The 24,759-nt window shown below is 74.2% G+C and carries 17 protein-coding genes; 8 read left to right on the plus strand and 9 right to left on the minus strand.

Annotated elements, in window-relative coordinates; genetic code table 11:
- Nucleotides 1-17 precede the first annotated feature (17 nt).
- Entirely contained in the window at nucleotides 18-791 is a 774-nt protein-coding gene (locus tag BJ982_RS16275; protein WP_184880971.1) for a DUF4184 family protein, read from the plus strand.
- Complete coding sequence (locus BJ982_RS16280) at nucleotides 784-1,659, plus strand: TrmH family RNA methyltransferase (protein ID WP_184880973.1); 876 nt, start codon at nucleotides 784-786, stop codon at nucleotides 1,657-1,659. The genes BJ982_RS16275 and BJ982_RS16280 overlap by 8 nt, the downstream gene beginning before the upstream one ends.
- Here the strand turns inward: BJ982_RS16280 and BJ982_RS16285 are convergent.
- Nucleotides 1,656-2,477 carry a D-alanyl-D-alanine carboxypeptidase family protein gene (locus BJ982_RS16285; RefSeq protein ID WP_239122914.1) on the minus strand — a complete coding sequence of 274 codons (822 nt, stop codon included), beginning with the start codon at nucleotides 2,475-2,477 and terminating at the stop codon, nucleotides 1,656-1,658. The two genes, BJ982_RS16280 and BJ982_RS16285, sit on opposite strands and share 4 nt — an antisense overlap.
- Nucleotides 2,478-2,634: 157 nt before the next feature.
- Here BJ982_RS16285 and BJ982_RS16290 point away from each other — a divergent pair, with 157 nt between their 5' ends.
- Complete coding sequence (locus tag BJ982_RS16290; RefSeq protein ID WP_184880977.1) at nucleotides 2,635-3,201, plus strand: hypothetical protein; 567 nt, start codon at nucleotides 2,635-2,637, stop codon at nucleotides 3,199-3,201.
- Here the strand turns inward: BJ982_RS16290 and BJ982_RS16295 are convergent.
- The 3 genes from BJ982_RS16295 to BJ982_RS16305 form a co-directional block, all read right to left on the minus strand.
- The gene (locus tag BJ982_RS16295) at nucleotides 3,191-6,604 is read right to left on the minus strand and encodes an ATP-binding protein (RefSeq protein WP_239122913.1); all 3,414 of its coding nucleotides are present in this window, start codon (nucleotides 6,602-6,604) and stop codon (nucleotides 3,191-3,193) included. The two genes, BJ982_RS16290 and BJ982_RS16295, sit on opposite strands and share 11 nt — an antisense overlap.
- Nucleotides 6,605-6,809: 205 nt before the next feature.
- Entirely contained in the window at nucleotides 6,810-7,877 is a 1,068-nt protein-coding gene (locus BJ982_RS16300) for a lysylphosphatidylglycerol synthase domain-containing protein (RefSeq protein ID WP_184880979.1), read from the minus strand.
- A gap of 158 nt (nucleotides 7,878-8,035) precedes the next feature.
- A complete protein-coding gene (locus BJ982_RS16305; RefSeq protein ID WP_184880981.1) occupies nucleotides 8,036-8,917 on the minus strand; it encodes a PIG-L deacetylase family protein in 882 nt (293 codons plus the stop codon).
- A gap of 157 nt (nucleotides 8,918-9,074) precedes the next feature.
- On the opposite strand from BJ982_RS16305, the gene BJ982_RS16310 reads away from it, so the two are divergent.
- From BJ982_RS16310 to BJ982_RS38510, 4 genes are all read left to right on the plus strand, one after another.
- Nucleotides 9,075-10,199, plus strand: coding sequence for a glycosyltransferase family 4 protein (locus BJ982_RS16310; RefSeq protein WP_184880983.1), 1,125 nt, complete (start codon nucleotides 9,075-9,077; stop codon nucleotides 10,197-10,199).
- Between the two features lie 714 nt (nucleotides 10,200-10,913).
- Nucleotides 10,914-12,311, plus strand: a complete 1,398-nt coding sequence (locus tag BJ982_RS16315) for a helix-turn-helix domain-containing protein (protein ID WP_184880985.1) — start codon at nucleotides 10,914-10,916, stop codon at nucleotides 12,309-12,311.
- Nucleotides 12,312-12,520: 209 nt separating this feature from the next.
- The gene (locus tag BJ982_RS38505; RefSeq protein WP_203959012.1) at nucleotides 12,521-15,958 is read left to right on the plus strand and encodes a M28 family peptidase; all 3,438 of its coding nucleotides are present in this window, start codon (nucleotides 12,521-12,523) and stop codon (nucleotides 15,956-15,958) included.
- Nucleotides 15,959-16,047: 89 nt separating this feature from the next.
- Complete coding sequence (locus BJ982_RS38510) at nucleotides 16,048-17,805, plus strand: S8 family peptidase (protein ID WP_203959011.1); 1,758 nt, start codon at nucleotides 16,048-16,050, stop codon at nucleotides 17,803-17,805.
- A 52-nt stretch (nucleotides 17,806-17,857) separates the two neighbouring features.
- Here the strand turns inward: BJ982_RS38510 and fmdA are convergent, their stop codons facing one another.
- The 3 genes from fmdA to BJ982_RS16340 all read right to left on the minus strand — a co-directional run bounded on the left by fmdA (nucleotide 17,858) and on the right by BJ982_RS16340 (nucleotide 20,099).
- Nucleotides 17,858-19,102 (minus strand): formamidase, encoded by a 1,245-nt coding sequence (fmdA, locus tag BJ982_RS16330; protein WP_184880987.1) that lies wholly within the window; start codon nucleotides 19,100-19,102, stop codon nucleotides 17,858-17,860.
- Nucleotides 19,103-19,126: 24 nt separating this feature from the next.
- Nucleotides 19,127-19,366, minus strand: coding sequence for a zinc ribbon domain-containing protein (locus tag BJ982_RS16335; protein ID WP_184880989.1), 240 nt, complete (start codon nucleotides 19,364-19,366; stop codon nucleotides 19,127-19,129).
- 103 nt (nucleotides 19,367-19,469) lie between these two features.
- Nucleotides 19,470-20,099, minus strand: coding sequence for a Pycsar system effector family protein (locus BJ982_RS16340; RefSeq protein ID WP_184880992.1), 630 nt, complete (start codon nucleotides 20,097-20,099; stop codon nucleotides 19,470-19,472).
- Between the two features lie 100 nt (nucleotides 20,100-20,199).
- On the opposite strand from BJ982_RS16340, the gene BJ982_RS16345 reads away from it, so the two are divergent.
- Complete coding sequence (locus BJ982_RS16345; RefSeq protein ID WP_184880994.1) at nucleotides 20,200-21,348, plus strand: amidohydrolase family protein; 1,149 nt, start codon at nucleotides 20,200-20,202, stop codon at nucleotides 21,346-21,348.
- A 14-nt stretch (nucleotides 21,349-21,362) separates the two neighbouring features.
- Here the strand turns inward: BJ982_RS16345 and BJ982_RS16350 are convergent, their stop codons facing one another.
- Together BJ982_RS16350 and BJ982_RS16355 are read right to left on the minus strand one after the other, a co-directional pair.
- A complete protein-coding gene (locus tag BJ982_RS16350) occupies nucleotides 21,363-23,444 on the minus strand; it encodes a S9 family peptidase (RefSeq protein WP_184880996.1) in 2,082 nt (693 codons plus the stop codon).
- Nucleotides 23,445-23,516: 72 nt separating this feature from the next.
- Nucleotides 23,517-24,737, minus strand: a complete 1,221-nt coding sequence (locus BJ982_RS16355; protein WP_184880998.1) for a hypothetical protein — start codon at nucleotides 24,735-24,737, stop codon at nucleotides 23,517-23,519.
- Nucleotides 24,738-24,759 lie beyond the last annotated feature (22 nt).

Here is a 24,759-nt window from a genome sequence, read left to right on the forward strand (position 1 = left end):
AGCGAGGAGAGTCGCCTGTGCCGTTCACCCCGAGCCATGTCGCCGCGGTGATCCCTCTCATCTCCACCGCGCGGGTGCGCAAGGTGCTGGACCCCTGGGCGCTCGGCATCGGGTCGATGGTGCCCGACCTGCCGATGTTCCTGCCCTACCTCGACGCCTACAGCCGCTGGCACTCGCCGCTCGGCGTGGTGACCGACGACGTGATCGCGACGTTCGTCCTGCTCGCCCTCTTCGCACTGGTGTTCCGCGACCCGCTCACCGCGCTGCTCCCCGCCCCCGTCGCCGCCCGGGTCGCCGCGCTGCCCGGCCCGGCGTGGCGCGCCCCGCACACCATCGCGCTCGGCGCCGCCGCGGGCGCGGCCACCCACGTGCTCTGGGACTCCTTCACCCACGACTGGGGAGCGGAGTTCTGGGGGTGGAGCTGGATGACCACGTCCGTGTTCGGATGGGTCACCGGCTACCGGCTGACCCAGTACGTCTGCTCGGTCCTCGGCCTGGCCGCCGTCGCCTGGTGGGTCGTCCGGGCGCTGCGCGCGCCCGGCGCCGCCCCGCTCCCCCCGCGCCTCACGATGCCGGGCCGGCTGCGCTGGGGCGTGCTCGCCTGCACGGCGCTGGGCGCCGCGGCGGCCGCGGCCGTGTGGACGTTCGTCGACCCCCCGAACCCCGTGTTCGGCTGGGCGGGCGTCGTCACCAAGACCGGCGTCGGCCTGGTGGTCGGCTTCTGCGCGGTGCTCACGGTGTACGCCCTGCTCTGGCAGGCCGGGCGCGTCATACGCTTGTCCCGTGCCTGAGCTCATCGAGGTGGAGGACGCCGCCGACCCCCGGCTCGCCGACTACGTGCGGCTGCGCGACGTCGAGCTGCGCAAGAGCCTGGAGGCCGAGCGGGGCCTGTTCATCGCCGAGGGCGAGAAGGTCATCCGCCGCGCCGTCACGACCGGCTACCCGGTGCGGTCGGTGCTCACCACCCGCCGCTGGCTCCCCGGCCTCGCCGACGTCCTCGGCGGCGCCCGCGTCTACCTGGTGCCCGAGGACGTGATGGCGGGCATCGCCGGCTTCGCCGTCCACCGCGGCGCGCTCGCCTCCATGGCACGGCGCGAACTCCCCGACCTGAAGACGCTCCTCACCGAACCACCCGGTACGGCGAGGGGGACGGCCGGTTTCGACGCGGCGGGCGCCGGGCCCCGGCGCGTGCTGGTGCTGGAGGACCTGGTCGACCATGGGAACGTCGGCGCCATCTTCCGCTGCGCCGCCGCGCTCGGCGTCGAGGCGGTCGTCCTCTCGCCGCGCTGCGCCGACCCCCTCTACCGGCGGTCGGTGAAGGTCTCCATGGGCGCGGTCTTCGCCGTGCCGTACGCCCGCATGTACGACTGGCACCACGGGCTCGCCGAGCTGCGCGACCTGGGGTTCCGCACGCTGGCCCTCACCCCGGCCCCAGCCGCGACCCCCATCGACGAGGTCGCGCTCGGCCCCCGCGTGGCCCTGCTGCTGGGCTCGGAGGGGGACGGCCTGTCGTCCCGCTGGCTGCGCGAGGCCGACGAGGCCGTCCGCATCCCGATGAGCCCTCAGGCGATGAGCCTCGGCGTCGACTCGCTGAACGTGGTCGCCGCCGCCGCCATCGCCTGCCACGGCCTCATGCGCGGCGCCCCGGCCGGTCGCTAGGCGGCGGTGGCGGCGTCGAGGAGGGAACGGGCGGTGCGGTAGCGGGCGGCGTCGGTGCGCTCGCCGAGGATCACCCCGATGTAGGTGCGGCCGTCCCGGGCCGCGGCGAACATCAGGCAGTAGCCCGCCGGGCGGGTGTAGCCCGTCTTCAGCCCCTGGGCGTCGACGGGCAGCAGCCTGTTGGTGTTCTTCCACACGTGGCCGCGGTGCAGGGACGTCTTGGCGACCGCGTGCCGCTTCGTGCCGGCGACCTGCGCCACGACCGGATCGGCGAGGACGGCCTTGGCCAGCGTGACCTGGTCGAACGCGGTCGAATGGTCGCCGCCGGGCTGCGGCATGCCGTCGGGGTTGACGTAGAGGGTGTCCCGCATGCCGAGCGAGCGCGCGGCGGCGTTCATCTTGCCCACGAACCGCTGCACGCCCGGGCCGTACGTGCGGGCCAGCGCGTTGGCGGCGTCCGCGCCCGAGGGCAGCAGCAGCGCGTACAGCAGGTCGCGCACGCTCAGCCGCTCGCCGGCCTTCAGGCCCGCGCGGGCGGCGCCGCCCGCGGCGGCGTGCCGCACGTCGGCCTTGGTGATCGTCACCACCGCGTCCAGGGAGGCGGACCTGCGCACGACGTACGCCGTCATGATCTTGGTGAGGCTCGCCACGGGGACGCGCCGGGTCTCCCGCCGTGCGAACCGCGCCGCCCCGGTCGCCGCGTCGATCAGGTAGACCTCCTTGGCGGTGACGCGGGGCGCGGTACGGGCGTGGGCCGGGCCAGCCAGGCCCGCCACGGCCAGCAGCGCGGCCATGACGGCGACGGTCAGCATGCGCATCCGCATATGATCGCACGGCCGCTCCGGCGATTCGCCCTCTGACGTGGCATCCGTCCCTGTTCTGGGAGTTTCCTGCCCCGCCGCGCACTGCAAGTAGACGGCAAGTAGGGAGCAACCACCCAGGCGTACACCTTTGAGTGAGCGAAAGGGGAGGATCATGAGGACGCGGAGGGGCATGGCCCCCGGGCTGGTGCCGGTCGTGATGAGTGGTACGGCCACCGTGTTCAAACTGATCGTCGCCTCCCTGGCCGTCGCCGGCGCCTACTTCGGCGCGGCGGCGGTCGGCCCGGCGGTGGGCACGGCGAAGGGCACGGCGGAGGGTACGGCCGCGGGCCGGCCCGCCGTCAAAACCGTGACCCTCTCCTCGCGCGCCATGCCGGCCGAGGACACCCGCCTCCCCCGCCCGGGCGTCGTCACGGCGGCACTGGCCGGCGCCGGGCCGTCCTGCCACCGCGTCTACCACGTCCAGAGCGTGATCGACGCCGCCGGCGAGCCCATCGTCTACGAGTGGCGCCTGGCCCGCTGGAGCCCCTCCGCCCGCGCCTGGCGGACCTACCTCGTCTCCGCGACCGCCGGGTTCATGGGCGGGCAGCGCACCGTCGAGTGGTACCCGCGGGTCGTCGGCAACCCCGGCCGGTACCGGGCCGAGCTGTCGATCAGGAGCGGCGCCGACGCCGGCCCGCGCCGGACGGTGACCGGCGAGGGGTTCCAGGTCAGCTGCTGACCGGGTTGCCCGGGCCCAGCGCCTTGCGCGCCGCGGCCACCCACCGGGGGACGCGCACCCGCTCGGCCACCCCGAGCGCCTTGCGGTAGTGCCGCTCGGCCTCCGCCGGCTGCCCGAGGCGCACCGCCAGGTCGCCCAGCGTCTGGGCCACCGGCCACAGGGCCACGACCCCGGTGCCCGCCCCGGCGATCCGGTCGGAGAACGGCCCGAGCGTGGAGTAGGCGTCCTGCATCCGGTCGCGGTCGCCGAGCAGCATGCCCGCCAGCGCCCGCCATGTCATGGCCAGCTCGTACAGGAAGTCGGGACGCACGGGCGTCCGCGTCGCGGCCACCGCGCGCGCGTCCTTCAGGTGGCCCGCCGAGGTGAGCGCGACGGCGTAGGCGTCCAGGGTCCACTTGGCGCCGCGCCGGTGCGCCTCCTCCAGCGGCTCCACCATGTCCTCGGCCTTGCCGTCCACCAGCCGCAGGCAGAAGGCGGTGATCAGCGGCAGGTCCTGGCGGCCCTCCAGCATGCCGGCCCGCGCGGTGAGGCCGGCCGCCCTGCGGTAGGCCCGCTCGGCCCCGGCGTAGTCACCGCTGATCATCATGCGCATGCCCGCGTACCAGGCGCCGACGGCCGGGGGCGCGGGCAGGGCGTACTGCTTGGCCAGCCGCTCGGCCGCGCCGACCTGCGCGTCGGCCTCGGCGAAGTCGCCGCGCGCCGCCGCGCACTCCATCAGCACCAGGTGGGCCAGCGCCTGCACCGCGATCTGCCCGGAGGCCGCGCCGACCTCCAGCAGCTCGCGGCCGATCGCCTCGCGCTCGTCGACGACCGTGATGACGTACGACTGGCGCAGCCGCCCGCTCAGCGCGACGGCCAGCAGCGCCGGGTCGCCGCTCTGCCGGGCCAGTTCCTCGGCCTCCAGGGACGCCTCGTACCCGCGGCCGGTCGCCGAGCCCTCCAGCTCCAGCGCGAGGGTGGCCAGCAGGCTCGCCCGCAGGGACTGCTCGCCGGGCGGCAGCTCGATCAGCGCCCGCTCGGTGACGTCGACGATCTCCCACGCCGTGCGGGTCAGGTCGCGGGCGATGCCCTTGTGCGGCACGGCCACCGAGGCGGCGATCCGCGCGGTCAGCTCCAGGTCGCCCAGCGGCAGCGCCGCGTCCATGGCCTCGCGGCGGCGGGCGCGTGCGGCCGTCATGTCCCCGGCCAGCGCCAGCGCCTTGATCAGCCGGAGCTGTAGCAGCAGGCGCTCCTTGGACGGCGGCCCGCCCGGGCGGGCGCGGTCGAAGGCGGCGATGGCCCGCTCCCACAGCCTCGCCGCCTCGCGGTGGGCGAACCGGCGCTCGGCCTGCTCGGCGGCCAGGCCCGCGTAGTGGACGGCCTTCGCGGCGGTCTCGGCGGTGCCCGCGGCGTCGTAGTGGTGGGCCAGCGCGGCGACGTCGGACGGCGAACGGCTCTCGATCACCGAGGCGACTGCGGCGTGCAGGCGCGACCTGCGCAGCCGGGAGGCGTCCGAGTACAGGGTGTCGCGGACCAGGTCGTGGTCGAAGCGCAGCATGCCGGGGCCCGGCTCGGTGACCAGCCCGGCCAGCAGGGCGGCCTCGACCGCGTCGACCACGGCCTCCTCGTCGCCGGACACGTCCACCAGCACGTCGATGTCGACCTCCCTGCCGATCACCGCCGCCTGCAGCAGGATCTGCTGGGCCGTCACCGGCAGCCGGGTGACGCGGCGGCGCAGCACGTCCCGCACGCCGGACGGCACCTCGGAGATCACCTCGGCCGCCGTGGCCCGGCCGCCGCTCCCCTCGGAGTCCAGCAGGCGGACGGTCTCGCGGACGAAGAACGGGTTGCCGCCGGTGCGCTCGACGATCGTGCTGACGGCGTCCTCGTCCACCTCGCGGACGCAGGTGGCGCGGACCAGCTCGGCCACGGCGTCCCCGTCCAGCCCCTCAAGGCCGACCCGGACGGGGCCGAGCCGGGCGAGCGCCGCCAGCACCTCGGACTGCTGGTCGTTCAGCTCGCCGTCGCGGCAGGTGACCACGAGCAGCACGCGGCCGGCCGCCAGCAGGCTGGGCAGGGCGCGCAGCAGCGCGATCGTCTGGTCGTCCGCCCAGTGCAGGTCCTCCAGGACGATCAGCACGGGGGCCTCGCGCGCGATGGCGGCGATGTAGCCGCCCACCGCGCGGTGCAGGCGGAAGCCGCCGGACGCCTGGTCGTCGTCGTCGCCGGGCGCGGCGTCGTCCAGCAGCGGCGCGAGCAGCGTGCCGTACTCGCCGGTGCCGCGCGCGGCGACCAGCGTGCGCAGGACCTCCACCCACGCCCAGCCCGGGGGCGTGGCGCTGCTGTCGGGGCAGCCGCCCGAGGCGGTGATCCACCCCTGGCCGCCGAGCGTGCGCCCGAGCCGGCGCACCAGCGTCGTCTTGCCCGCGCCGGGGTCGCCGCTGACCACGGCGGCGGTGAACCGCCCGGCCATGGCGTGCGGGGCGGCGCCGGTGAGCCGGTCCAGCTCGGCGTCCCGGCCGACGAACGGCTCGGTCGCCAGGGGCGGCATGTCGCCGGTCTGGCTCTCCGGGCGCGGCGGCCAGGTGCCGGCCGCCTCGGCGAAGCGCGGACGCTGGGGGAGGACGAGTTCCAGGGACGGATCCTGGGAGAGGATGTCCGACTCCATCTTGCGCAGCGCGGGACCGGGGTCGATGCCCAGCTCGTCGGCCAGCGTCGTGCGGGCACGGCGCAGCGCGGCCAGGGCGTCGCCCTGCCTGCCGCAGCGGTACAGGCCGAGGGCGAGCAGCCGCCAGCCCTCCTCGCGCAAGGGGTGCTCGGTGGTCAGCGCCTCCAGGTCGGGGACGGTCTCGGCGTGCAGGCCGAGGCGCAGCCCCGCGTCGCCGTGCCGCTCGCGGGCGACGAGCCGCAGTTCCGCCAGCCTGCTGACCTCCGCCTCCGCCCAGTGGTGCTCGGCGAAGTCGGCGTAGGGCGTGCCGCGCCACAGGCCGAGCGCGGTCTCCAGGCCCGCGCGGGCCGGCTCGGGGTCGTCGTTGTCGAGGTACTTGCCCGCCGCGCGGACCATGCCCTCGAAGCGCAGCGCGTCGACCTGGTCGGGCGTGGTGCGCAGGGCGTAGCCGGAGGCGACGGTGACCAGCAGGCGGTTGGGCCCGCCGCGCGGGCGTCCCGGCTCCAGGACGCGGCGCAGCCGGGAGATGTAGACCTGGAGCCCGGACTGCGCTCCTTTGGCCCCTTCGTCGGTCCACAGGTCGAACAGCAGCGTGTCGACGGGCACGACCTGGCCGCGGGCGACGAGTAATCGGGCGAGGACGGCACGCTGGCGCAGCCCGCCGAGGTCGAGCTCGCCCTCGGCGTACGCCTCGACCGGGCCGAGCACGCGGAACGTCACCATGTCAGCCCCGCCGCCACCCAAGTCGTCAGCCACGTCGTCGCCACGTCAGCACCATGCCAGTCATGTCAGCCGCAACGCTATGCGCGCCCGTGAAGCACGCACAAGCCGTTCGCCAAGGCCCGCTTTCCTCCTCGTGTCCGCCCGGTATAGGGCGCCAGGGCGCGATCACGCCGGAAATGAGGCTACAGGTTTCCGCGCGGCCGGAGACCACCGAGCGGGCAGAGAGGGGATACGCGGGTCAGGCGCGGGTCGCGGGCTCCGGTGAGCGGCGGTCGCGGTCCTTGGCGTCGCGCCTGCGCAGCAGCGACCAGCCGCCGAGGGCGAGGCCGCCCCAGGGGATCTCGATCGTGTAGGTCCAGAAGCCGAACAGGATGGCCGCGGCGAGCGCCGAGCCCGACGGCTGGCCGAAGGCGATCAGCAGCGAGGCCGTGCCGCCCTCCATGATGCCCGCGCCGCTCGGGGTGATCAGCGCGCTGGTCAGCACCCGGCTCACCGCGAACACCGCGACGGTCTCGGCCGGGCCCGGGTAGGCGCCGGTGGCGACCAGGCAGGCCGTCATGATCAGGCACTGGAACCCCAGGAACCCGACCATGCCGAGCGACAGCCCGAGCGAGCCCTTGCGGACGATCTCGGCGGTGTCGGCGCGCAGGCGCTGGATCGCGCCGGACGCGGCGTGCTCGGCGGGGCGGATCCGGCGCGGCAGCACCCCGAGCACCCGGTCCAGGACGCGGCCGAGCACGCCCGCCGCCCGCTCCCAGTACAGGGCCGAGGCCACCACGGCCACCAGGATCAGGATCGAGACCGCCCCGCCCCAGGCGGCGCTGACCACGCGCTGGTCCGGGATGCGCCCGGCGACGAGCAGGGCGATGATGCCGATCGCGGGCAGGATGAACCGGAACAGCGTGTTCCACACGCCGGTGACCACGGCGTACACCACGACGGGCCGGGTCGCGAACCCCCAGCCCTTGGTCATGCCGAAGGTCAGCGCGAGGCCCGCGGCCCCGCCGAACGGCAGCAGGTTGCTGACCGCGCTGCCCGCGGCGTTCAGCGTCAGCGCCTGCAGGTGGGTCAGGCCCGGCAGCGCGGAGGTCATCACGAACGTGTAGGCGTACAGGCTGGCCAGCCACAGCACGGTCATCAGCAGGACCATCGGCACGCTCATGGCGGCGAACTGCGCGCCGATCTCGCCCCAGCTCACGGTGGCGCCGGTGAGGGCGTGGACGATCTGCGGGAGGAACACCACGAGCAGGACCGCCAGGGCCAGCGAGGCCATGGACAGGCCCGCCTTGACCCATTTGCCGCTCATCAGGGTGCTCCCGTCAGTGTTCCGTGATCTGGGTGTCCCGACCGTCAGACGCCCCCGTCCGGTGACCCCGCCCCAGCGGGGGCCCTCGCAACGAGGCTACCCGCGGTCCCCGGACGGCGACGCGCTCTCCAGTCTGGGGCGGCCCGCCCGGCCGGATCTCATCCTCGAGGACGAACTCGCCCCGTCCCGGTCTCCTCCGGTGGCAGGTCGTCGAAGGGGTGGGTGCGGCGGCTGCCCGGGGGCAGCTCGCGGCGGACGTACCACTCGGTGCCGAACACCAGGCGGTACAGCGCGCCGGGGATCTTCAGCATGACGCCGAGCGTGCGCGCGCCGTCCCCGCCGGAGGCCTGGCTGGCGTGCGCGGCCATGCTGGCCCGTTTGACCTTGGTGTACCTGCGGACGTTCACCCGGTGGGTGATCACCTCGCCGGGGGAGTAGGCCCGCTCGAACGAGCGCACGTCGAACTCGGGGGGGAAGCGGTAGAACCGCTGGGCCAGCCGCAGCGCCTTGAGCAGCGGGTCGCGGTTGACGGTGGCCTCCAGCAGGATCGGGGTGCCCGCGAGGTCCGCCGCGCGCTGCCCGACCCGGTAGACCTGCACGTGGTCGGGGTGCCCGTACCCGCCCGCCGGGTCATAGATCGTCAGCAGGTCGGCGTCCTCCTCCTTGAGCACGGCGGCCACGCGCTGGGCGGCCTCCTCGATGTCGGCGTCGATGAAGGCGTTCGGCGGCCGGTCGTCGCCCACGCCCGCGTTCTCGTCGACGCCCCGCTCGTCGAGGCCGGCGGTGTCCAGGCCGGAGTCGCCGTACCCGAGCAGCACCACGCGCGCCACGCCGAGCACGGCCGCCGAGGCGTACAGCTCACCGGTGCGGGCCTCCGCGAGCGCCTCGCCGTGCGGCAGCTCGGCCAGGCCGCGCTCGCCCGCGGTCGCCACGATCAGGACGACCCGATGGCCCTCGGCCGCCAGCATCGCCATGGTCCCGGCCGTCAGAAGAGCCTCGTCGTCGGGGTGCGCGTGGAAGAAGACCGCGGTACGTGCCACGCCGCCATGATTCCACGGCCCCGCCGCCCACGTGCGAGCCGCCTCCCCGTTGACCGGCCGTGAGACCCTTCTCGGCGGCCTCGGAACGGGCCGGTGCGGGGCCCCGGTGCGCCGGGGCGCGTTTGAAGCGGCTTGCGGGCTCTGCGAGGCTGGCCCGGTGCGGATCCTTCACGTCAGCGACTGTTACCTGCCGCGGCTCGGGGGCATCGAGGTGCAGGTGGCCGACCTGGTACGGGCGCAGGCCGCCGCTGGCCACGAGGTCGAGGTCGCGACCGCGACCCCCGGCGAACCGCTCCCCGGCGTGCACCGCGTGGTCGCCCCCATGCCGTTCGGCCTGCCCGTCCACCCGCGGGGCACGCGCCACCTGCTGCGCCTCATGGCCGCCCGCCGCCCGGACGTCGTGCACGTCCACACCGGCGCGGTGTCGCCGTTCGCGTGGATGGGCGTGCGCGCGGCCGTGCGGGCGCGGCTGCCGGTCGTGGTGACCGTGCACAGCATGTGGGACCCGGTGACGCGGGCCCTCTACCGGGGGCTGGACGCGATCTGGGGGTGGAGCAGCTGGCGGGTGGTCTCCACGGCGGTGAGCAACGCCGCCGCCCGCCCGATCCGCGCGGTGGTGGGCGGGCGGGTGCCGGTGGCCGTCGTCTCCAACGGGCTGGACGTCTCCGCCTGGCGGCCCCAGGGCGACCCGCCGCCCCGCGAGCACGAGGGCGTGCACGTCGTCGCCGTGGGCCGGCTGGCCCCGCGCAAGCAGCCCGTCCGCCTGCTCAAGCTCCTGTTGCGGGCGCGCCGCCTGGTGCCGAGGGACGTCCCGATGCGGGCCACGCTCGTGGGGGACGGCCCGGCGCGCGGGTCGATGGAGCGGTACGTCCGCGCCCACGGCATGGGCGACTGGGTGTCGCTGCCGGGCCGGTACTCGCGCGAGCAGATCCGCGCGCTGCTGGCCTCGGCGGACGTGTTCGTCGCGCCCGCGCCGCGCGAGTCGTTCGGCATCGCCGCGCTGGAGGCGCGGGCCGCGGGCGTGCCCGTGGTGGCCAGGGCGCAGAGCGGCGTGGCCGACTTCGTCAGGCCCGGCAAGGAGGGCTTACTCGGGCGCAGCTTCGACGAGCTGGTGCGCTCGGTGGCGCTGCTGGCCCGCGACGGCGGCCTGCGCGCGTCGATCGCGCTGCACAACCGGGAGACCGAGCTGACGCGCTGCCTCTGGCCGTCGGTCCTGGAAGGCTTCGACCAGGCCTACACGCTGGCGGCGCGGCGGCGCGACGCGGCCGGGCGGGGCCGATGACGGTCCGCGGCGGCGCGGACACTCGCTCACGCGGACGACCGGAAACCGGCGACCGCCCCGGATGGGATCGGGAAAGGCCGGTGACCGGGGAAAGGGACTAGAAGGGGAGCACGCGGCCGGACGGGCTGCGGAGATCGAGCGGGGCGGGGTGTCGTGGGGGCCGGGGCCGGGGCGTGGTGAGAATCCGCTTCATGTCCATCTCCTTCGGTACGGGCTCAACACTTCCCTCGTCACTCGTCGGCGGACAGGTCCTTTTTCCTCACTGCGAATTCCACGACCGGGAGGTTCGTGGACCCGACCTCACCTCCTCTTTACCCTTTCCAGGGCCGCCGCAGACGCTTTCCACCCTAGTTTCTTCGACCTTCATTTGCCGTGGAACCCCTAGCCGTCCCCTGTCGCCGTGTCGCACCCTGGCGGCGGTCCGGGCCTCTGACCTCGGATATCGCCGGCGTAAAAACACCGTGTTTCCAATCCGGTTCTGAATTGTCACGGACGGGCGTCCTGCCGGCCCGTCGCCGAGGGGCGCGAAGGGCGGCCGCGGTGAAACCGCGGGGAATCGGGCCGCGCGCGGGCCGCCGCGTTTCCCCGGCGGCTCCCGTCCGAAACCTCGCGGGGGCACGGGAACGCGAATCGAAATCCATCCGTCACATTCGGATGGCTCCGGACCGCATATCGGGTGTTTAAGATTCACTCACCCAACCTCCGGGAGGTCCGATGGGAGCACGGCAGGCGGCGTCGGACCAGGCCCGGGCACGCCCGGCGGAGCGACCGGGAGGAACGGGGCCCTGGGCCGAGTTCGGCGCGCAGATGCGCAGGTGGCGGGGCAGCGCCGGGTTCACCCAGGCCCAGGTGGGGGCGCGGGTCGGCTACGACCACAGCGCCATCAGCAGGCTGGAGAGCGGCGCCAGGGAACCCTCCGACCGGCTGGCCCGCCGCCTGGACGAGGTGCTCGGAGCCGGCGGCGCGCTGCTCGCCGCCTACCGCGCCGTGGCCGCCGAGCAGGGACGCCACGACGGTGCCGGACGCGCGGACCCCCTGCCCGGCGGCGCCCCCGGGCCGCTCGTGCCGGACGGCCTCGTGCTGCCGTCCCTGCTGCCCAGCTACGGCATCGCCTGCCCGCTGCACCCCGAGGCCCGCTGCGAGGTGCCTCCGCTCGCCGAGACTCCCCGCCCCGGCGCCCTGGACGGCAGGGCCCCCGGCGCCGACACCGTCCACCTGCTGTGCGCGCTGCTGGCGGCCTGCTGGAGCGCGGGCGACGAGCGGCCGCTCCCGGGGACGGCGGCGGCCGTGGAGCGGGCCCTGCACCTGATCGTCGGCTGGGCCGGGGAGGCCACCGGACCGGCACGCCGGGCCCTGGTGCGGCTCGCCGGGGCGTACGCGCTGCTGGCGGGGGAGCTGCGCGCGTCGCGGGGCCAGAACGGCATGGCCATGGCCTGGTTGCACAAATGCCTGTACTGGGCGGGGATGTCCGACGACCCGGCCGTCCACGTCGCGGCGCTGTGCGACATGGCGACCATCGCCCGGCTCGAACACGACGCGCCGTCCGCGATCACCTACGCGGGCGCCATGCGGGAGGCGTACCCCGGGCGCCGCTGGGCGGCCGTCATGGCCGACCTGTGCGAGGCCAGGGGCCACGCGCTGATCGGAGACGTCCGCGCGTGCCGCCGCCGCGTCGACGGCGCGCGCGACCGCCTCCACGGGGTCGGCGAGCGCGACCTCGCCGAGGCTCCGTGGCTCGCGGAGGCGTCCGGTCAGGTGTACGTGGAGTCGGCCGCCGCCGGGGCCCTGCGCGATCTGGCCGCGATGACGGCCGACCGGTCGCTCGCCCGCCTGGCGATCGACGCGGCCGGCCGGTCGCTGGCGTGCCTGGCGCCCGGCCGCCGCGCGGCGCGGGTGCTGTTCACCCTGCGCCTGGCCGACGGCCACGCCTGTGCGGGCGATCTGGACGCGGCCGTGGCCATCGCCGAGCCGCTGCTGGCCGAGCTGCCCACGCTGCACACACCCCTGATCGGTCAGGAGTTGTACGGCCTGCGCAGCCGGCTCATGGCGCGCTGGGGCAACCGGCCCGGCATGCGCGACTTCACCGCCCACCTCGGCGCCGTTTGGCAGTGAGCTTGACAGTTCACCGCGAACCGGTGACGTTCCGCGTATCTACGGGACACTCCCGGTGACGTCCCGCGCCTCGCTTTGACGGCCGTTTGCGCCATGCCGCGCGCCCATTGAACCCCGCCGGGGCCGTTGGCACCGTTCACCTCGCATCAGCCGCGGCCCGGGATCCTCTCCGGCCGCGGTCACCCCCCGTATCGCGACAGCGAGGATTCATGAGAGGTCTACTCCGGACGCTGACCTTGGTCGGCGTCGCATCCGCCGTGGCCGCCACCCCGGCGGTCGCCCTGCCCACCTGGGCCGGGCCAACCCCCAGCCCCCTGTCCGCGCAGGCCGTGAAAGAACACGCCGAGCGCGCCGTCGAGGGGAACCGCACCGCGATCCGCGGCGCCGACCCCGACAAGTACGAGGTGTTCCGGGTGAAGGTCGACCCGGGCGGCACCGCACACGTCCGCTACAGCCGCACCTACCGGGGCCTGCGGGTGCGCGGGGGCGACTTCGTCGTCCACCTCAAGCCGGACGGCACCTTCGCCGACGCCTCGGTCGGCCTCACCGCGCCGCTGAACGTCGGCACCCGGCCCGCCGTCCCGGCCGCGACCGCCGCCCAGCGGGCCAAGGAGCGGTTCGCCGGCCGGGTCACCCAGGTCGGTACGCCTGACCTGTTCGTGGACGCCTCCTCCGGACAGGGTCGCCTGGCCTGGGACGTCCTGGTCAGCGGCTGGGCGAAGGACGGGCAGACGCCCTCCCGGCTGCACGTGACCGTCGACGCCACCACCGGGGCCGTCATCGACGCCTCCGACGAGATCAAGATGGCGAGCGAGGTGGACGGAACCGGCAACTCGCTGTACTCGGGCACCGTCACGATCTCCACGACGCAGTCCGGCTCCTCCTACAGCATGGTGGACCCCGATCACGGCAACGGCCGCACGTGCGACATGAACAACTCGACCGGCGGGAGCTGCACCACCTTCACCGACGCCGACAACACCTGGGGCACCGGCACCAACGCCAGCCGGCAGTCGGCGGCCGTGGACGCGCACTACGGCGCCGCCGAGACGTTCGAGTACTTCAAGCAGGTCCATGCCCGCAACGGGATCTTCGGCGACGGCCGGGGTGTGCCCAGCCGGGTCCACTACGGCAGCAACTACGTCAACGCCTTCTGGGACGGCGCCCAGATGACCTACGGCGACGGCTCGGGCAACAGCAGGCCGCTGGTCGCCCTCGACGTGGCCGGGCACGAGATGAGCCACGGCGTGACCGAGAACTCGGTGCCGGGCGGGCTGACGTACTCGGGCGAGTCCGGCGGGCTCAACGAGGCGACCAGCGACATCTTCGGCAGCATGATGGAGTTCCACTCCGGCTCGTCCGCCGACCCGGGTGACTACGACATCGGCGAGAAGATCAACATCAGCGGCAACGGCCGCCCGCTGCGCTACATGTACAACCCGACCCTGGACGGCCGCTCGCATGGCTGCTGGTCGACCAGCACCCAGAGCGTCGACGTGCACTACTCCTCGGGCGTCGCCAACCACTTCTACTTCGACCTGGCCGAGGGCACCGGCGCCACGCCGTACGGCACCTCACCGCTGTGCGGTTCGGCCCCCGCGGTGACCGGCATCGGCCGGGCCAAGGCCGAGAAGATCTGGTACCGCGCGCTGGACACGTACTTCACCTCCAGCACCCGCTACGTCAGCTCCTCCAACCCGGGCAACACCGCGCGCGCCTACACCCTGCGCGCCGCCACCGACCTGTTCGGCAGCTGCTCGACCGAGTACCGGACCGTCCAGGCCGCCTGGACCGCCGTCAACGTGGCGGGCAACGACGCTCCCTGCCAGGCCGGGGACGACTTCTCCCTCGCCGTGTCCCCCACCGCCGGCGCGACCGACCCCGGAGGCGCGGTGGAGACCACGGTCGGCACCGCCGTCACCGGGGGCTCGGCGCAGGCCGTCCGGCTGTCGACCAGCGCCCTGCCCGCCGGGGTCACCGCCGCGTTCGACCCCGCGGAGGTCACCGCGGGCGGCAGTTCCAAGCTGACCCTCACCACCTCGGCCACCACCCCTGCCGGGACGTACGCCGTGACCGTCACCGGCACCGGCACCTCCGCCACCCGCTCGGCCACCTACACGCTCCGGGTGAACGGGCCGGACGGGGGCGGGGTGCCGGACATCTCGCTGGCCGCGGTCAAGGGGCACCTGTCCCAGCTCCAGTCCATCGCCTCCGCCAACGGCGGTAACCGTGCGCACGGCAGGGCCGGCTTCCGCGCCTCGATCGACTACGTGAAGGGCAAGCTGGACGAGGCCGGGTACACCACCGCGTTGCAGTCCTTCAGCTACGGCGGGGCCACCGGCTACAACCTCGTCGCCGACTGGCCGGGCGGCGACCCGAACGACGTGCTCATGCTGGGCGCCCACCTGGACAGCGTCACCGCGGGCCCCGGCATCAACGACAACGGCTCGGGCTCCGCGGCGATCCTGGAGACCGCTCTCCAGGTGTCGCGCTCATCGCTCACCCCGCAGAAGCACCTGCGCTTCGCCTGGTGGGGCGCGGAGGAACTGGGGCTGATCGGCTCCAACCACTACGTGACCAACCTCCCCGCCGCGGAACGGTCGAAGATCAAGGCGTACTACAACTTCGACATGGTGGGGTCGCCCAACCCCGGCTACTTCATCTACGACGGCGACAACTCCGACGGCACCGGATCCGGCCCCGGCCCGGCGGGCTCCGACCGGCTGGAGCGGGTCCTGCAGGACTACTTCACCTCGATCAGCGTGCCCACGCGGGGCACCGACTTCGACGGACGCAGCGACTACGGCCCGTTCATCCGGTACGGCATCGCCTCCGGCGGCACCTTCACCGGCGCCGAGGGCGTCAAGAGCGCCGCTCAGGCCCAGATGTGGGGCGGCACGGCCGGCGTCGCCTTCGACCGCTGCTACCACGGCGCCTGCGACACGACCAGCAACATCAACGACACGGCGCTCGACCGTAACAGCGACGCCATCGCCTACGCGGTCTGGACGGTCGGTGGCTCGGGGCAGCAGCCGGAGGACGACTTCTCGATGGCGGTGCAGCCCGCCTCGGGTTCGGTGGACCCGGGTGGCTCGGTGAACGCGACCGTGTCGACGGCGATCACCCGCGGCGCGGCCCAGCGGATCACGCTGTCGGCCACCGGGCTGCCGTCCGGGGCGAGCGCGGCCTTCACCCCGCAGGTGGTCGACGCGGGCGCATCCTCGGCGATGGCCGTCACGACCTCGGCGAACACCCCGCCGGGCAGCTACGCGATCACGATCAGCGGCACCGGGACCGGCGCCACCCGTACGACGACCTACACCCTGACGGTCAACGGCACCTCCGGCACCTGCACCGGCTACGAGAACACCAAGACCGGCACGCTGAGCACCGGCCAGAGCTTCTACCAGAACGTGTCGGCCACCGCGACCGGTACCTTCCGGGCGTGCCTGGCCGGTCCTCCCGGATCCGACTACGACCTGTACCTGCAGAAGCTGAGCGGCTCGCTGTGGATCGTCGTGGCCCAGAGCACCTCGCCGGGCGCCGATGAGTCCCTCACCTACACCGGTACCCCCGGCACCTACCGCTACCGGGTCCACTCCTACAGCGGCACGGGGACCTACACCCTCGGTTACGACGTCCCGTAACACCCCCCGATCACCGGCTCGGGCCAGGCCCAAGGACGTGTCCTGGCCCGGAGCCGGCTCCATCTCACCGGAAAGGAGATGAAACGACCGTGGGACTCACCAGAGCCCTGCTCGCCGGCCTCCTGCTGGCCGGCGCCGCTCTGTCCGGGGCGTCACCGGCCGGGGCGTCCGCCGAGGCGTCCTACCTCGTGGTACTGAAGAAGGACGGCCAGGCGTTCGACGGCGATCGCGCCGCCTCGCTGGGGGGCCGGTACGGCGCGCGCGTCGATCACGTCTACGAGCACGCCCTGCACGGTTTCGATGCGCGCATGACCAAGGACGCCGCGCGCAGGCTCGCCGCCGACCCGGAGGTCCGCTATGTGGAGCCCGACCGTGTCGTGACCATCGCGAGCCCGGCACCGTCCTGGGGCCTGGACCGCATCGACCAGCGGGCGCTCCCGCTGGACGGGGAGTACCGCTACCCGGGGCTGGCGTCACCGGTGCGGATGTACATCCTCGACACCGGGATTCGCTTCACCCACCAGGACTTCGGTGGGCGTGCCGTGTCCGGACCCGACTTCGTGGATTCGGACGACAACTCCAGCGACTGCAACGGGCACGGTACCTTCGTGGCCGGCGTGGCGGGCGGCACCGCGTACGGCGTGGCGAAGAACGCCTCGCTGATGGGCGTCCGGGTGATGAATTGCTACGGGTCGGGGCGGTGGGCGAACGTCATCGCGGCGCTGGACTGGGTGGTGGGCGACCACCAGCCGGGCGTGCCCGCGGTGCTGAACCTGAGCCTGTCCAGCGGGAAGGTGCAGGCGGCCAACGACGCGGTCGCGGCGGCGGTCGCCGACGGCGTGGTGGTCACCGCGGCGGCGGGTAACGACAACGGTCAGGACGCCTGCCTCCGTTCGCCCGCGAGCACCCCCGAGGCGATCAGCGTCGGTGCCACCCAGCGGGACGACTCCCGGTCGGGGTTCTCCAACATCGGCCCCTGCCTGGACCTTTTCGCCCCCGGCGGCGCGATCGTGTCCGACTGGCACACCGGCGACACCGCGCGCACGGGCGGCAGCGGCACCTCCTACGCCGCCCCGCACGTCGCGGGCGCGGCGGCGCTGTACCTGGCCGCCAACCCCACGGCGACGCCGAGGCAGGTGCAGGACGCGATCGTCAGGAACGCCACCCCTGGCGTCGTGACCAACGCCGGCGCGGGATCGCCCAACCGGCTGCTGTACGTCACCACCGAGGGCGGGCCCGTCACCGACGACTTCTCGATGACGACGCGGCCGGGCTCGGCGACCGTCGACCCGGGTGGCTCGGCGAGCGCCACCGTGTCCACCGCGGTGACCCGCGGGTCGGCGCAGCAGGTCATGCTGTCGGCCGCCGGCCCGCCCGGCTCGTCGGCCGTCTTCACCCCGGCCGTCGTCCAGGCGGGCGCCGAGGCCGTGATGACCCTCACCACCGCGCCCGCGACGCCGCCCGGCACCTACACCGTGACCATCACGGGCACCGGGACCGCCAACACCCGGTCCACGACGTTCGCCCTCACCGTCACCGGCACCGCCTGCCCGGGACACGAGACCACCAGGACCGGGAACCTGAGCGACGGCCAGAGCGCCTACCAGGCCGTCCCCTCCACGGCGGCCGGCACGCACCGGGCGTGCCTGGCCGGGCCGCCAGGATCCGACTACGACCTCTACCTGCAGAAACTGAACGGCTCGACCTGGACGACCGTGGCGCAGAGCACCTCGCCCGGCTCCGACGAGAACCTCTCCTACACCGGCGCCGCCGGGACCTACCGCTACCGGGTCCACTCCTACAGCGGCACGGGCGCCTACACCCTCGGCTTCACCGACCCCGGCTGACCACCGAGCAGGGGGCGCGCCCGCCTGCCCGCGGCGGGCGCGCTCCCGGGGGCTAGGACGTCAGGGCGCACCGTCCCCGGTCCTCCTTGACCGGGCCCTCCGCGTTCGGGCGGACGTCGAAGTCGAAGATCGCGGTCGGGATGTAGAGCGAGCAGCAGGCGTTCGGCGCGTCCACCACCTCGCTGATGCGGCCCTCGATCGGCGCCGCGCCGAGCAGCAGGTACGCCTGCTCGCCCGAGTAGCCCCACTTCTTGAGGTACTCGATCGCGTTCAGGCACGCCCGGCGGTAGGCGATCGTCGCGTCCAGGTAGTGGTTCGTGCCCGACTCGTCGACCGAGATGCCGACGAAGGACAGGAACTCCGAGTACCGCGGCTCGACGTTGCCCGGCAGGAAGACCGGGTTGGAGGTCACGCCGTACTTCTCCATGCCGCCCTTGATGAGGTCGACGTGGAAGTCGATGAACCCGCCCATCTCGATCGCGCCGCAGAAGGTGATCTCACCCTCTCCCTGGCTGAAGTGCAGGTCGCCCACCGACAGGTTGGCGCCGTCCACGAACACCGGGCAGAAGACCCGCGCGCCGCGGGAGAAGTTCTTGATGTCCTGGTTGCCGCCGTGCTCGCGGGGCGGCACCGTGCGGGCCCCCTCGGCGAGCACGCGCTCGGCCGCGTCGCCGCTCGCCGTCCCCGCCAGGCCCCCGTGCGGCTGCGGCGGCCAGGCCAGCGGCGGGACGCGTCCGGGGTCGGTGTCGATGAGCGCGCGCTCCCGCCGGTTCCAGGTGGCGAGCAGGTCCGCCGACGGCGCCGTGCCGAACAGGCCCGGGTGGGTGATGCCCGCGAATCTGACCCCGGGCAGGTGCCGGGAGGTCGCGTAGAGGCCGTGGAAGTCCCAGACCGCCTTGGACGCGCCGGGGAAGTGCTCGGTGAGGAAGCTGCCGCCGTTCTCCTTGGCGAAGACGCCGGTGTAGCCCCAGCCCTGGCCGGCGACGGCGCCCGACTGCTGCGGGATCGGGCCGAGGTCGAGGATGTCGACGATCAGCAGGTCGCCGGGCTCGGCGCCCTCGATCGCGACGGGCCCGCTGAGCATGTGCGGGACGGTCAGGTCGGCGTCGCGCACGTCGTCGGCGGAGTCGTTGTCGCCGATCTGGGCGTCGGTCCAGTCCCGGCACTCCATCCGGAACTCCGCGCCCGCCCGTACCGTGACGACGGCGGGGATGTCCGGGTGCCAGCGGTTGTGGCCGGGCACTTCCTGGTCCCGCATGGAGCGTGTCTGGTCGACGCTGAACACGACCTCGGGCATGGCTGCCTCCTGGGTGGGTCTCGGTCAGACGGGCCGCCGTCCCGGCGGCACGCCGGAGACGATCTCGGGCGCGTCACGGCTGCGCTCCTCCCGCGCGAACGCGTCGGCCACCGCCGGGTCCAGACGGCCCAGGTGCGGCGCGCAGAACACCCGCCGCGCGGCGCACCGGCATTCCGGGCAGGTGTGGCGGGCGGACGCCGTTCCCATGGGCAGCGTCACCTCGAACGGCCCGCATTCTGGACAAAGAAATTGATATGTCGCCATAGCATTCCTTTGGCCGCGTTTCGGGCATTTAGCCCATATTCCCCTGTACGCCTTTCCTGCCCCCCGTGTCAAGGGCGGGCCCCGCCGGCCGTACGGGGCGGGGCTAGAGGAACTGGTCGGCGACGACCGCGGCCACCGTGCAGCCGACCGCGACGCTGAGCAGCCAGAAGCCCCAGCGGATGAGGACGTATTTGCGGTGCGCGATGCGGCTCAGCTTGCGGAGCTGGTCGGAGACCTGCCGCAGGTCCGGGCGCGCCGCGCCGAGCAGGGCGGACGCCAGCGACCGCACCGACTCGAAGCGCGCGATGTCCCCGTAGTACGACGCGATCGAGGGCTTCGCCGCGCGCCGCGTACCGGTCCTCGGGTAGACCGCCCCGGACAGGCACGCGAGCGCGCCGAGCGCGGCGGCCACACCGGTCCACCACAGCCACTCCACGGCGTTCGACAGGTCGTACGGCGACCAGTCGCCCGCGAACAGCCCTCCGGCGACCGCGCCCAGCCCGACCCCGGCGACACCCAGCAGCACCTGCGCCTTGGCGTCCGCCCTGTTGATCTCATCGCGGACCTCCGCCATCAGCCTGCCCGCGTGGGCGAGGGCGGCCGACTCCGCCTCCCCGCGCGCGGCCGGCGCCTCGCGGCCTGCCCCCGCGTTCCTCAGGCGACGTAGCACGTTCTGGCTCCACTCCTCCGGACGGCCGCCGCCGACCAGCGGCAGGCATATGGTGAACCGCACGTAACGCGGGCGAGCATGCCATGCGGCGGCGACGGCCGTACAGGAGGATCGGCGCACTCGGCCTGGTTCGCCGTGGGCGTGCGGAGGTGCGGGAGGGCGCATGCCGATGGATCTGACCGCCGTGATCGGCGGGATCGCACTGGTAGATCACCATGTGCACGGCGCGCTGCGGGAGGTGGTCGGGCGGCCGGAGTTCGAAGGCATGCTCACCGAGTCGGACCGGCCGGTTCCGCCGTGGATGACGCAGATGGACTCCCAGCTCGGGTTCGCGGTCCGCCGGCACTGCGCGCCGCTGCTCGGGCTGGAGCCGTCGGCGGGCGCGGGCGACTACTGGGCCGCCAGGTCCGCGCGCGAGCCGGAGGAGCTGGCCCGCCTGTTCCTGCGGGCGAGCGGCACCGGCCACTGGCTGGTGGAGACCGGGTACAAGGGCGGCATGCTCCTCGGACCGGCCGGCATGGCGGCGGCCGGGGGAGCCGAGGCCCGCGAGATCGTCCGCCTGGAGTCCCTGCTGGAGGAGGTCGCGCCCGGGGCCACGGCGGCGGGCCTGCGGGACGCCTTCCGCGCGGCGCTGCGCGCCCGGTGCGCGGAGCCGGGAGTGGCGGGGCTGAAGAGCGTCGTGGCCTACCGCCACGGCTTCGACTTCGACCCCGCCCCGCCCGGCGACGCCGAGGTCGCCGGCGCGGCGGGCCGCTGGCTGCGGCGGATCGCCGCGGGCGCGGCGCCGCGCGTCACCGACCCGGCGCTGCTGCGCATGGCGCTGTGGGAGGCCGTGCGGACCGGGCTGCCCCTGCAACTGCACGCCGGGTACGGCGACCCGGACATCGAGCTGCACCGCTGCGACCCGCTGCTCCTCACCCGCTGGCTGCGTGCCGTCGAGCCGACCGGCACGGCGGTCCTTCTGCTGCACTGCTACCCGTACCACCGCGGCGCGGGCTACCTCGCCCAGGCGTTCCCGCACGTGTACTTCGACGCGGGCCTGGCGATCAACCATACGGGCGCGCGTTCGGCCGCCGTGGTCGCCGAGACCCTGGAGCTCGCCCCCTTCGCCAAGATCCTCTACTCCTCGGACGCGTGGGGGCCGCCGGAGCTGCACTACCTCGGCGCGCTGCTGTGGCGCCGGGGCATGACGCGCGCCCTGACGGCCTGGGTGGAGGAGGGCGAGTGGACGGCGGCGGACGCGGCCCGGGTCGCGATCATGATCGGCCGTGACAACGCCGCCCGTCTCTACGGCCTCGATCCCACCGGCTGAGCGTCGCCCGTGGGTCACATGCCGAGGGAGCGTTTGAGGAAGTCGAGCTGCAGGTGCAGCAGGTTCTCGGCGACGGCGTCCTGGGCGACCATGTGGGTGACGCCGGTCAGCGGCAGGACGGTGTGCGGACGCCCGGCGGCGGTGAGGGCGGCCGAGAGCCGCAGCGTGTGCGCGGCCACCACGTTGTCGTCGGCGAGGCCCTGGATCAGCATGAGCGGCCGCGTCAGGTTCGGCGCGTCGTCGATCAGCGAGGTGCGCCGGTAGACGTCGGGATGCACGTCCGGGTGGCCGAGGTACCGCTCCTTCCAGTAGGTGTCGTACAGCCCCTGGTCGGTGGGCGCGGCCCCGGCCACCGCGGCGTGGAAGACGTCCGGCCGCCGCAGCACGGCCAGCGCGGCGAGGAAACCGCCGAACGACCAGCCGCGGATGCCCACCCGGCTCAGGTCCAGGTCGGAGTGGCGCTCCGCCGCCGCGCGCAGCGCCGCGACCTGGTCCTCCAGCACCGGGGTGGCGAGGTCGCCCCACACCGTCCGCTCCCAGGCCGGCCCGCGGTTCGGCGTGCCCCGGCCGTCGGCGACGACCACGGCGAAGCCCTGCTCGGCGAACCACTGCGCGACCAGCGTCCACCAGGTCCGCGCGGCCACGACGAGCTGCGTCGCCGGCCCGCCGTAGGGATCCATGAGCACGGGCAGCTTGCGCGAGCCGGGCACGTGCCACGAGGGGAACAGCACCGCCGTGCGCAGCTCGCGCTCACCGGCCCGCATCAGCTCGACCCGCGGGGTGAGCACGGGCTTCTCGGTGAGCGAGGCGATCCCGGCGACGCGGCGGCCTTCGCGGTGGACGTCCACGAGCACGCCGTCGTGGGCCAGGGACCGCGCCGCCACGACCAGCGTGCCGGCGCCGAGCACCCCCTCGTACACGCCGGGCGAGGTGGTGACCCGCCGCACCCCGTCCGCGGGGGAGTACGTCCACAGGTGGCGCTCGGTCGGCTCGTCGGTGGCCGCGAACAGCACCGTGTCGCCGTCGGCGCCCAGCACCTCGCCGACCTGCAGGCCGGGCGGCGTGACCGGCTCGCCGCCCACGACCAGGCGCCGGGTGTCCTCGGAGTCCGCCGCCCACACGAGCGCGCCGGAGGCGGTGAGCGCCGGGGTGCCGCGCACGATCTCGACCCAGGCGGGGTCGCGGTCCTCGCGGACCACGGTCGTGGCCCCGGTGCCGGGGTCCACGCGCAGGACCCGCGCGGTGCGCTGGTCGCGGCTCTGCACGGTGACGAGCAGGGACGTCCCCCAGAACACCGAGACGACGTACTCGAACGCCTCCCGGTCCCAGTCGACGGCCACGCGGGAGCCGTCGAGGCCGACCAGCCAGAGGGTGACGTCGGAGTTGGCCTTGCCCGCCTGCGGGTAGGCCATGCGGCGCGGCGGCGCGGCCGGGTCGGCGGGGTCGGAGATGTACCACCGTTCGAGCGCGGCGTCGTCGACGCGGGCGACGAGCAGGCGCGAGCCGTCCGGCGACCACCAGAAGCCCCGGTCCCGGCCCATCTCCTCGGCGGCGATGTGCTCGGCGAGCCCGTAGACCACCTCGTCGCCGTCGGGGGCGGCCAGCGTCCGGGCGCCCGTGCCGTCCAGGTCCACGACCCGCAGCGCGCCCCCGGCCACGTACGCCAGGCGGGTCCCCGACGGGTCGGGGCGGGGGTCGACGACCGGGCCGGGCACGTCCAGCTCGGCGGGCACGGCCGCCGGGTCGTCGAGGGCGACCGTGTACAGCCGTCCGGACAGCGCGAACGCGGCGACGCGCGCGGCGGCGTCCGTCGCGTACGCCACGATGCCCCCGGACTGCTCCCGGGAGCGTTCGCGGCGGACCTTCTCCACCTCGGGCACCTCACCGGCGGCCTCCAGCGTCGCCGGGTCGGCGACGAGCCGCTCCTCGCCGGTCGCGACGTCGAGGATCCACAGCCGCTCGACGGGGTCGTCCCCGGCGCCGGTCCTGATGAACGTCACGGCGCCGCCGTCGGGGGAGACGGCGAACCGGCGCGGGGTGCCGAGCCGGAAGCGTCGGGTGCGGGCGAACTGTCGGGGAAAGTTCGGTTCGGTCATGCCTGGCATGCTCGCAGAGGACATGGGCCTGGATCTAATGGATTTTGGGCGTTTGCCCAGGTCGGAGGGATATCAGCCCCGGGTGAGGACGAAGTCGTCCTCGTCGTCCCCCTCGCCGACCGATCCGACCGCCCAGAGGCGGGTCGACCCCGGCACGCGGGCGAGCGCCACCCTGCGGATGTAATGGCTCTTCTCGTACTGCTGGTCCTCGCGCCGCTCGCGCAGCGCGGGCCCGTACGACGGCGTCCACGCGCGGCCGTCGAAGTGCAGGAACAGCGGCCGCTCCGGCAGGGAGGCGTCCACGCCGCCGATCCAGACGTCGCGGGGGCCGTACGCCGTGACGTCGAGCAGTTCTCCCTTGGAGACCGCGACGTCCACGCGCCGCCAGGACGAGCCGTCGAAGTGGAGCAGCAGCGGGGTTTCGCCCCCGCCGTCCTCGGCGACCACCTTGCCCACCGCCCACACGTCGGACGGCGTGACCGCGGCGACGCCCTGGAGGTACCCGCCGGTGATCCTGGGCACCTGTGCGCGCTCCCAGGACCGGACGTCCGTGCCGGAGACGGCGGCGCCGTGCCAGATCATCGGCGTTTCCCCGCTGATCCTTCCGGAGGCGGCCGGCGCGTTGGAGCCGACCGCCCACACGTGCCCCGGCGCGGTGGTGAGGGCGGTGAAGACGCCGTCGGCGCGCAGCGCCGTGCGGAACCGCGTCCCCGTCCAGCGCAGGATCTGCCCCTGCGTGTCGTTGCGCGCCGTGAACCAGGCGCCGGCCGGGCCGGTGGAGACCCCGGTGAGGGAATAGTCCTCGGCGACGCCGAAGGGCTGCCACCCGTGCCACCGTGTCCCGTCCCAGCGCGCCGCGTACGGACTGTCGGCGTTTCCGACGATCCACGCGTCGCGCGGGCCGGCCGCGCTCACGCCGACCAGATGCCAGACGTCCTCACCGGCAACCGCCGACTCCGTCCAGCGGGCGCCGTCCCAGTGCAGCAGCGCGGGGGCTCCTTCTCTGTCCTCGGCGCTGCGCTGGTAGCCGACCGCCCAGACGTCCCGCGGGCCGGTCGCCGCGACGCCGAGCAGCGCCGAGGCCCACCCCAACCGGACGTCGCCGGTGAGCCTCCACTCCGAGGGCGGCAGGGACGGCGAGAGCGTGGGTGCGGGGGTGGGGGTGGGCGAGGCGGACGGCGCGGTGGCCATGGGCGGTCTGGGCGCGGAGGACCCCTCGGCGGGGAGGCCGCCGCCGCTGCACGAGGTCACAAGGGCCAGGCAGGCGAGCGCGACGGGCAGGCTTCTCCTCATGTCATGGCATGCTCGCAGGAAG

Source organism: Sphaerisporangium siamense (assembly GCF_014205275.1).
Lineage (GTDB): Bacteria > Actinomycetota > Actinomycetes > Streptosporangiales > Streptosporangiaceae > Sphaerisporangium > Sphaerisporangium siamense.

Excerpts from the sequence above, each read along its gene's own strand:
- BJ982_RS16285 (WP_239122914.1), bottom strand. The coding sequence starts at position 2,477 with ATGCGCATGCTGACCGTCGCCGTCATGGCCGCGCTGCTGGCCGTGGCG.
- BJ982_RS16350 (WP_184880996.1), bottom strand. The coding sequence starts at position 23,444 with ATGACCGAACCGAACTTTCCCCGACAGTTCGCCCGCACCCGACGCTTC.
- BJ982_RS16300 (WP_184880979.1), bottom strand. The coding sequence starts at position 7,877 with ATGAGCGGCAAATGGGTCAAGGCGGGCCTGTCCATGGCCTCGCTGGCC.
- BJ982_RS16315 (WP_184880985.1), top strand. The coding sequence starts at position 10,914 with ATGGGAGCACGGCAGGCGGCGTCGGACCAGGCCCGGGCACGCCCGGCG.
- BJ982_RS38505 (WP_203959012.1), top strand. The coding sequence starts at position 12,521 with ATGAGAGGTCTACTCCGGACGCTGACCTTGGTCGGCGTCGCATCCGCC.
- fmdA (WP_184880987.1), bottom strand. The coding sequence starts at position 19,102 with ATGCCCGAGGTCGTGTTCAGCGTCGACCAGACACGCTCCATGCGGGAC.
- BJ982_RS16290 (WP_184880977.1), top strand. The coding sequence starts at position 2,635 with ATGAGGACGCGGAGGGGCATGGCCCCCGGGCTGGTGCCGGTCGTGATG.
- BJ982_RS16335 (WP_184880989.1), bottom strand. The coding sequence starts at position 19,366 with ATGGCGACATATCAATTTCTTTGTCCAGAATGCGGGCCGTTCGAGGTG.
- BJ982_RS16355 (WP_184880998.1), bottom strand. The coding sequence starts at position 24,737 with ATGAGGAGAAGCCTGCCCGTCGCGCTCGCCTGCCTGGCCCTTGTGACC.
- BJ982_RS16345 (WP_184880994.1), top strand. The coding sequence starts at position 20,200 with ATGCCGATGGATCTGACCGCCGTGATCGGCGGGATCGCACTGGTAGAT.